This is a genomic window from Actinotalea sp. C106, from assembly GCF_023630195.1.
Classification (GTDB): Bacteria; Actinomycetota; Actinomycetes; order Actinomycetales; family Cellulomonadaceae; genus Actinotalea.
Map to the genome: position 1 here is coordinate 1 of NZ_JALPKN010000147.1, position 7,857 is coordinate 7,857.

Sequence of the window (7,857 nt, forward strand, 5' to 3'; positions counted from 1 at the left end):
GGCCTCCGACTTCGTGGGCCGAGGACCTCGCCGCCGCGTGCGGGGTCCAGGACGTCGCCCTGACCACCGACACCGCGCGGGCGTGGGTCGACGGCCTCGTGCGGACGGGGCGCGGGCGGTTCCGGCAGCCCAGACCCGCGTACGTCGTGGACTGCCTGCTCGACGTCGCCCGGGCCGAGGAGGTTCTCCGCCTGCCCGAGCCCGGGGTGCTGCGCCTGGCCTACGCCGAGCGCGACCCCGCCGGCCAGCTGGAGGTCGCGTGGGGGTGGGGCTTCAAGCCCGCCGCCACGGTGGCCCTGACCCTGCACACCCGCCAGACGTGCAGCCGCGAGCAGCTCGAGACCGAGGCCGTCGGCGGTGCGGCCGTGGTGCACGTGCTGGGCGAGGTGCTCGCCAGTCTCGCGCAGGTGCGGCCAGGACCGGTGGACGAGCTGCGCTGCTGGTGACGGCCCGCCCGCACTGACGCCTCAGCCCACGTCGCGGCGCCGGAACACGAGGGTCGCGAGCAGCAGGACCACCACGGTCCCGACTCCGAGGTAGATCGACGCTGCCCCCATGCTCAGGGTGCGTTCGATGCCCTCGCAGAGCACGCCGTCGGCGCTGTCCCGGCACTCGTTGATCCAGTAGGACGTCCCGCCCTGCACCCAGGCGATCAGGTTCATGCTCAGCAGGTACGGCTGCAGCCCGGGCGCGGTGCCCCGGAGGATCTGCTCGACGACGACCGACCACACGAAGACCAGCCCGAGGGCCACGGCTGTGTGCCGCAGGAGCACCCCGAGGGCTGAGCCGACGGCGGCCGTCACGGCGCCCAGGGCGATGGTCCGCAGCGCGATCCACACGACCTCGGTCCAGAGCCCGACCGAGATGGTGCCGGTGGTGCCGTGGAAGGCGTAGACCCCGTAGAGGCCGCCGACGACGAGGGCCATGATCAGCGCGGTGAGGGGGACCGCGACCAGGGCGCTGGCGGTGATCTTGGAGAGCACCACCCGGGTGCGTCGGGGCACGAAGGTCAACCAGGTGCTCATGGTGCCGGTGCTCAGCTCGGCGGCCGTCACCGTCACCCCGATGATCAGCATGAGCATCACCGGGAGGAAGGCCATGGTCGTGAGGTTCGACGTGAAGACCTCCTCCAGCGGCGGGGAGTAGGGCAGGAACCACTCGAGCTGCGGGGCCATCTGGTCGCAGCCGTAGTCCACATCCTCGCCCTCGAGCTCGCTGTCCACCTCCTCGGACTCGAGGCAGTCGGTGACCATCTGCTCGCCGTTCTGCTCCCAGTACTCGAGCTCCTGCTCGTACATGGTCTGCGCCTCGGCGAGCTGGGCCTCGGTGGGAGGCTGCGCCGAGAACCAGGCCCCGACCACGATCAGCACCGTGGCCGCGAGGCCGCCGAGCAGCACGAGCACGATGAGTCGTCGCGCCGCGAGCCGACGCAGCTCGACACCCAGCAGCCTCATCGCGCACCTCCCTCGGTGCCGAGACTCGGACTCCTCGGTTCGCCCCCCGGGCTCGTCCCGCTGTCGTCGGCCCCGAGCGTGGTACTGCCGGTGAGCTCGAGGAACACCGACTCCAGGCCCACGCGCACGGGGGCGAGCTCGTTGACCCACAGGCCGTTGGTGCCGAGCAGCCAGGAGATGCGGGCGGGGTCCCGCTCACCGTCGACCATGAGGTGCTGGCCCTCGACGCGCACCAGCAGGCCCGCGGTCTCGAGCACCTGGCGGGCGCGCTCCGGCTCCGCGACGCCGACGCGGACCGCGGCGGTGCGGTCGCCGATGACGTCGGCGACGGGCCCGGTCGCGAGCAGCCGGCCCCGGCCGATGATCGACACGGTGTCGGCGACCTGCTCGACCTCGGCGAGGATGTGGCTGCTGACCAGCACGGTGCGGCCCTCGTCGGCGAGGCGGCGCATCGTGCCGCGGATCTCGTGGATGCCGGCGGGGTCGAGGCCGTTGGTGGGTTCGTCGAAGATCAGCAGGTCGGGCTGCTTGAGCAGGGTCGCGGCGATCGCGAGCCGCTGCTTCATGCCCAGGGAGTAGCCGCGGTACCGGTCGGCCCCGCGCTCGCGGAGGCCGGTGGCCTCGAGCACCTCGTCGACCCGGCCGCGCGGGGCGTCGATGGCCCGGGCCAGGAGGTCGAGGTTGGTGCGGCCGGTGAAGGACGGGAAGAACTTGGGCGACTCGACGATCGCCCCGACCCGCCCGACCACCTCGGGCAGCTGCTCGGGCACGTGCTGGCCGAAGATGCGCATGCGCCCCGAGTCGGCGCGCACCAGGCCCAGCAGCATCCGGATCGTCGTCGTCTTGCCCGAGCCGTTGGGCCCCAGGAACCCGTGCACCCCGCCGACGGGGACCCGCAGGTCGAGGCTGTCGACCGCGACGTGCCGGCCGCGCGCTCCCCGGTAGGTCTTGCGCAGCTCGCGCGTGACGATGGCGTAGTCGGTCTGACCCACGAGGTCCCCCTTGATGTGCCGCGGCTCGTGGGGCGTCGTCGTCGGGCCTGGAGCGCGTGCTGGCGTGCGGTCAGTGTGGCGGATCGGGACCGGTCTGCGCGAGGCCCTTCAAGTTCGGCTCCCGCTGGCCGATGACTACGGCAGGGCCGATGCCGCGGTCCGGTGAGGGGTAGGCATGTCAACCGGGTTCGACGTCGAGGACGGGCACCTCCTCACGGGTGCGATCGACGCTCTCAAGCAGCACGGCTGGACCGCCCTGCACGACCTGCAGTGGCCCGGTCAGCCCCTCGCGATCATCGACCACGTGGTCCTCGGGCCGGGCGGGGTGGTCGTCGTCGAGCACAAGCGGTGGACCGGTCTGGTGACCGCGCAGGACGGCGACCTGCTGCAGGACGGGCAGTCCCGGCACTCCGCCGTCGAGCGAGCCGCGCAGGCCGCTGCCGCGCTCACCGCGCCCCTGTCCCCCAAGCACCGCTCGGCCGTGTCCGCGGTGATCTGCCTCGACGGGCAGGACCTCTCGCCGACCGCCGTCGGGCTGGGCGTGACGACCGTCGGCGACGCCCAGCTGCCCGGTCACCTCGCCGGGCTGGCGCCCGTGCTGAGCCCTTTCGACGTCGTGGACATCGCGCGGCACTTCATGCGGTCGCTCATCGCGACCCGCACCTCGGTGCAGGCGACCACGGCGGACTTCGTCATCCCCGACAGCTGGCCGGCGCAGGCCCCGCGTCAGCGTCGACGCCGCGGGATCCTGGGGTTCGGGGCCTGACGACGCACTGGCCGACCGCCGCGCTCCCCCACCGCTCCTCGACGGACGACGTGGCCGCGGGGAGCTCCTCGGCGGGGACGGGTCGAGCCAGCAGGTAGCCCTGGGCGGCGTCCATGCCCAGCTCACGGATCTGCACCAGCTGGGCCTCGCGCTCGACCCCCTCGGCGACGACCGCGAGACCGAGGGCGTGCGCGGCGTTGACCACCCCTGCCAGGAGATGGCGCTCGGCGACGTCGGTGTCGACGCGGGACACGATGCTGCGGTCCACCTTGAGGGTGCTGATCGGGAGCTCGCGCAGCATGGACAGGGACGAGTAGCCGGTGCCGAAGTCGTCCAGGTGGATGTGCACGCCGGCGGTCTCGAGGGCGAGGGATGCGCCGCTCAGCAACGGGGTGGATCAGGGTCAGATGGTGACCCTGATCCACCCCAACCCACGCAGCCCGGGTCACCCGTCGGGTCCGGTCTAGGCTCTGCCGCATGGCGGAGCGACGTGATGCCCTGCGCAACCGTGCTCAGCTCGTCGCCGCGGCAGCCGACGTCTTCCGCGAGCAGGGGGTCGGCGCCCCGCTCGATGCCGTCGCACGGCGGGCCCAGGTGGGGCGCGCGACGCTGTACCGGCACTTCCCCGACCGGGGTGCGCTGCTCGCGGCAGTTCTCGAGGACCGGGTCGCCACGCTCGAGGACTTCGCGGCCGAGCACGAGGGCGAGGACCTCCTCGAGCGGCTGATGGTCGAGATGTGCTGGTACCAGGCGGACGTCCCGGGCCTCGTCGCGGCAGTCAACGAGTCCGCGGTGGAGAACGAGCGCCTGGCCGCCGTGACGTCACGCACCCTCGCCCTGCTGCGTGACGCCCACGGTGTCGCGCTCCGCAGGGGTGCCCTGCGGCCCGACGTCACCGTCGACGACGTCCTGCTCACGACGGCGATGCTCGCGGGGGTGGTGAGCGCGCGGGAGATGCCCGGCGGGGGCGTCGAGCGCGCCCTCGTCCTGCTCCTCCGCGGCCTGCGCACCGAGGAGCACGCCGCAGCACCCGTGCCGGCCGCTCAGCTGCGGGTCCGCTCCACCTCGAACCCCAAGGTCCTACCCGAGCCGGCCCCGGATGCGGTTGAGTAGGGCCAGAAGCGGACAACGGGTGTCCGTTTCATGCGAGCCCGAGGAGACGTCATGGCTGACTCATGGGACCACACCGTCGACGTGGTGATCGGTGGATCCGGGGCGGCAGCCCTGGCCACGGCCGTGACCGCGGCGGACGCAGGACTGTCGGTCCTGATGCTCGAGAGCAGCACCACGTGGGGCGGCAACACCGCCCTCTCGGGCGGCGGCACCTGGCTGCCGAACAACCCCCTCATGCAGCGCGACCGTGCGGGTGACTCCCGCGAGGAGGCCCTCACCTACCTCGAGGAGACCGTCGGTGACGCCGGCCCCGCGACCTCCCGCGAGCGCAAGGAGGCCTTCGTCGATGGTGTCGAGGGCTTCGTCACGACCGCCGAGCGGCTGGGCATCCGCTTCGCCCGCGCGGCCGAGTACCCCGACTACTACCCCGAGAAGCCCGGCGGGAAGATCGGTCGCGCCATCGAGCCGGTGCCCTTCGACCGTCGGAGGATCGGCGAGTGGTGGGCGACCTCGCGAGGGCGGGACGGCGTCCCGATCCCGGTCAAGACCGACGACTTCTGGCTCCTGCAGCGCGCATGGTCGACCCCGGACGGGTTCGTCCGTGGCGCCCAGGTGGTGCTGCGCACCCTCGGCAGCCTGGCGCGCGGGAAGAAGGAGGTGGGGATGGGGGCCGCGTTCGTGACCGCGTTCCTCGACGTCGTGCTGCGGCAGGGCAGCCACCTCTGGCTCGAGTCCCCCGTCCAGGAGCTGATCGTCTCCGGCGGGCGGGTGGTCGGCGTGACCACCACCAAGGACGGGCGGGAGGTCCGCGTCCAGGCGCGCCACGGCGTCGTCCTCGGGGCTGGCGGGTTCGAGCAGAACGAGGAGTGGCGCCAGAAGCACCACGGCGTGGACGGCTCGAACTCCTCCGGGGCGGAGAGCAACGTGGGCTCGGCGATCGCGGCCGCCCAGGCCGTCGGCGCTGCGGTGGATCTCATGGACGACGCGTGGTGGGGCGGCTCGGTGCCGCGCGCGATGAACGGCAAGGCCTCCTTCCTGGTCAGTGAGCGGTCGATGCCGCACTCGATCATCGTGGACGCGGGCGGCGAGCGGTTCGCCAACGAGTCGGAGTCGTACGTGGACCTCGGGCACCACATGCTCGAGCGCCGTGAGCAGGTGCCAGGCAGGTTCTGGATGATCACCGACGTGCGTCACGCCCGGAAGTACCTGCGGGCCTACGCGATGGACCCTCGGGCGCTCAAGCGGATGACCGCCGAGGGCATCATGCACAAGACCCCGACCCTGACCGAGCTCGCCGACCGGATCGGGGTGGACACCGCCCGTCTCAAGGCGACCATCGAGCGGTTCAACGGCTTCGCCCGCACCGGGATGGACCCCGACTTCCAGCGCGGCCACTCGGCCTACGACCGCTACTACGGCGACCCCCTCTCGCGGCCCAGCCCCAACCTCGGCACGATCGAGCGGGGTCCGTTCACCGCGATCGAGATCGTCCCCGGCGACCTGGGCACCAAGGGTGGCATCCTGACCGACGTCGACGGTCGCGCCCTCCGCGAGGACGGCTCGGTCATCGAGGGCCTGTACGCGGCCGGCAACTGCTCGGCCTCCGTCATGGGCCGCACCTACCCGGGGCCGGGCTCCACGATCGGTCCGGCCGCGGTCTTCGGCTACCGCGCCGCGCAGCACATCGCCAGGTCCGCTCGCTGAGGCCACGCGGCGACGTCGTCGGCCGGAGGGTCGGCGACGTCGCGCGCGCAAGGCTTACGCTGCTGGTCACACATTCTCGGTGAGGCACAGCAGGCATCACGTGGGGAGCGGCCATGGCACGACGACGCGCAGCCACGGCCCTCGGCGTCGGGCTCATGCTCACCATCGCGGGCTGCGCCGGCCTGGACCCCGCCGCCCCGGACGACCCGCCGCAGACCCTCGACGCAGTCCCCGCGGACCAGCTCGGCGGCGTCGAGCCCTGCACCGGCCTCACCTCCCTGACCGCGGACCCGGACCTCTACGCCGACGAGCCCCGCTACGGCAACGCCACCGAGCTGGTCGAGGAGGTCCGCACCTGGGCCGCTGAGCAGGACGGCTACGTCGAGCTCTGGCTGGACCGCGAGCGCCACGGCTGGGTGCACGTCGGCGTCGAGGAGGGCGTGGCCGACGTCGGGTCGCTGCAGGCCGAGGTCGCCGACCGCTTCCCGGGCGAGGGGGTCGTCGTCGTCCCCGTGCCGTACACCCTCGACGAGCTCACGACGGTGGCCGACGACGTGATGGCCGCCCTCGAGGACGGCGGCGTGGAGTGGGCAGGCATGGCGCCGAGCCCGCACCTCGGCGTCGTGGTCCTGGACGGCGTGGTCGACTCCCCGGAGGCCCGTGAGGCGCTGGCACCCTTCGTCGACCAGCCGGTGTGCGCGGACGTCGTCCCCGCGGAGGACGTGGTGCCCGACGGCGAGCAGCCCACCGAGGGCGAGGGGTGGCGCCTGCTGGGGCACGAGGAGGGGGTCGGGGAGCCGTACCGCACCGAGGTCGCGACCACCGAGGAGCAGCTCGTGGCCCTGTGGGGCGAGTCCGGGCTGACTCCCCCGGCGCCGCCCGTCGAGTGGGAGCGGGAGGTCGTGGTGTGGTTCGGCGCCGTGTGGGGCAGTGGCTGCCCCGTCCGGCTGGACGGCATCGTGACGTCAGGCAGCACCCTGCACGGGGAGATCGTCACGCCGGGCGCCCCCGGGGCCTGCAACGCGGACGCCAACCCGCACTCCTTCGTCGTCGCCGTCGAGCGCTCGGCCCTGCCCGCGGGGCCCTTCGAGGTCCAGCTCGGCGCGCAGGACCCGCCCGAGGGCGCCCCCGAGGAACGGACCATGGTCGACGTCGACCTGACCGAGCCCGGGGCGACCGCCACCGACGAGCAGATCCACACCGACCCCGAGGCCGGCCCGCAGCTCGGCGCCCTCATCGAGGACGAGCACCCGCAGCTGCCGGAGAACGGCGACCGCTACGTGTGGCGCGACCGCGCGGAGTGCGAGGGCGTGGTGATCGGCCCGGTCGACGGCACGCTGTGGCGGCTGGCCGACGGTGAGGCCGAGTGGACCGAGGCCGACGGGCAGGAGCTCACCGTGCACCCGATCGACACCGAGACCCTGGTGCTGTCGAGCGCGTCGATGGACTACCTGTTCGTCCGGGCGACGGACGGGGTCTGCGAGGGCTGAGGCCCGCACCGCGCACGGGCTGCTCACCGAGCCTTCCGCTCTCGTCCGGCCGGCCGGTCAGCGGTCGCCTCCGCCAAAAGGTTGCACACCGAGGTTCATCCTTCGGCCCCAAGACCGGGGCCCACCGCGCTGACCAGCATGGACGCAGGCCGTGAGTCCCCGCCCGGAACCCCTCCGGGCACTCGCGGCGACGGAGGTCTCCATGCTCACCCCGCTGTCCGCGACGCCCGCAGCGCCGCCCCGTCGGCGCACCTCACGCCGCACGGCGCTCGCGACCCTTGGCGTGGTCGTCCTCACCGCGCTCGGCGCGTGCGGGGCGGCCGAGCCGTCACCGAGCG

At 73.1% G+C, this 7,857-nt stretch carries 8 protein-coding genes; 5 read left to right on the top strand and 3 right to left on the bottom strand.

All coding sequences use genetic code 11. From position 1 onward, the window contains the following. A partial coding sequence (locus tag L0B03_RS10845; protein ID WP_250445810.1) for a hypothetical protein occupies window positions 1–446 on the top strand: 446 nt, incomplete at its 5' end. A gap of 21 nt (window positions 447–467) precedes the next feature. Here L0B03_RS10845 and L0B03_RS10850 read toward each other — a convergent pair. Both L0B03_RS10850 and L0B03_RS10855 read right to left on the bottom strand, forming a co-directional pair. After that, entirely contained in the window at window positions 468–1,454 is a 987-nt protein-coding gene (locus L0B03_RS10850) for an ABC transporter permease (RefSeq protein ID WP_250445811.1), read from the bottom strand. Then, a complete protein-coding gene (locus L0B03_RS10855; RefSeq protein WP_250445812.1) occupies window positions 1,451–2,446 on the bottom strand; it encodes an ABC transporter ATP-binding protein in 996 nt (331 codons plus the stop codon). Before L0B03_RS10855 ends, L0B03_RS10850 begins: the two co-directional genes overlap by 4 nt. A gap of 175 nt (window positions 2,447–2,621) precedes the next feature. Here L0B03_RS10855 and L0B03_RS10860 point away from each other — a divergent pair, with 175 nt between their 5' ends. Continuing rightward, window positions 2,622–3,212, top strand: a complete 591-nt coding sequence (locus tag L0B03_RS10860; RefSeq protein WP_250445813.1) for an NERD domain-containing protein — start codon at window positions 2,622–2,624, stop codon at window positions 3,210–3,212. Here the strand turns inward: L0B03_RS10860 and L0B03_RS10865 are convergent. Continuing rightward, entirely contained in the window at window positions 3,139–3,600 is a 462-nt protein-coding gene (locus L0B03_RS10865; protein ID WP_250445814.1) for an EAL domain-containing protein, read from the bottom strand. The two genes, L0B03_RS10860 and L0B03_RS10865, sit on opposite strands and share 74 nt — an antisense overlap. 89 nt (window positions 3,601–3,689) lie before the next feature. Here L0B03_RS10865 and L0B03_RS10870 point away from each other — a divergent pair, with 89 nt between their 5' ends. From L0B03_RS10870 to L0B03_RS10880, 3 genes are all read left to right on the top strand, one after another. Beyond that, a complete protein-coding gene (locus L0B03_RS10870) occupies window positions 3,690–4,325 on the top strand; it encodes a TetR/AcrR family transcriptional regulator (protein WP_250445815.1) in 636 nt (211 codons plus the stop codon). Between the two features lie 51 nt (window positions 4,326–4,376). Then, window positions 4,377–6,029 (top strand): FAD-binding protein, encoded by a 1,653-nt coding sequence (locus L0B03_RS10875; RefSeq protein WP_250445816.1) that lies wholly within the window; start codon window positions 4,377–4,379, stop codon window positions 6,027–6,029. A 113-nt stretch (window positions 6,030–6,142) separates the two neighbouring features. Continuing rightward, window positions 6,143–7,519 carry a hypothetical protein gene (locus L0B03_RS10880; RefSeq protein ID WP_250445817.1) on the top strand — a complete coding sequence of 459 codons (1,377 nt, stop codon included), beginning with the start codon at window positions 6,143–6,145 and terminating at the stop codon, window positions 7,517–7,519. The last annotated feature ends 338 nt before the right edge of the window (window positions 7,520–7,857 follow it).

What these genes read in the sequence shown, in the direction of transcription:
- L0B03_RS10850 (WP_250445811.1), bottom strand. Translation starts at nt 1,454, where the DNA reads ATGAGGCTGCTGGGTGTCGAGCTGCGTCGGCTCGCGGCGCGACGACTC.
- L0B03_RS10860 (WP_250445813.1), top strand. Translation starts at nt 2,622, where the DNA reads ATGTCAACCGGGTTCGACGTCGAGGACGGGCACCTCCTCACGGGTGCG.
- L0B03_RS10870 (WP_250445815.1), top strand. Translation starts at nt 3,690, where the DNA reads ATGGCGGAGCGACGTGATGCCCTGCGCAACCGTGCTCAGCTCGTCGCC.
- L0B03_RS10875 (WP_250445816.1), top strand. Translation starts at nt 4,377, where the DNA reads ATGGCTGACTCATGGGACCACACCGTCGACGTGGTGATCGGTGGATCC.
- L0B03_RS10880 (WP_250445817.1), top strand. Translation starts at nt 6,143, where the DNA reads ATGGCACGACGACGCGCAGCCACGGCCCTCGGCGTCGGGCTCATGCTC.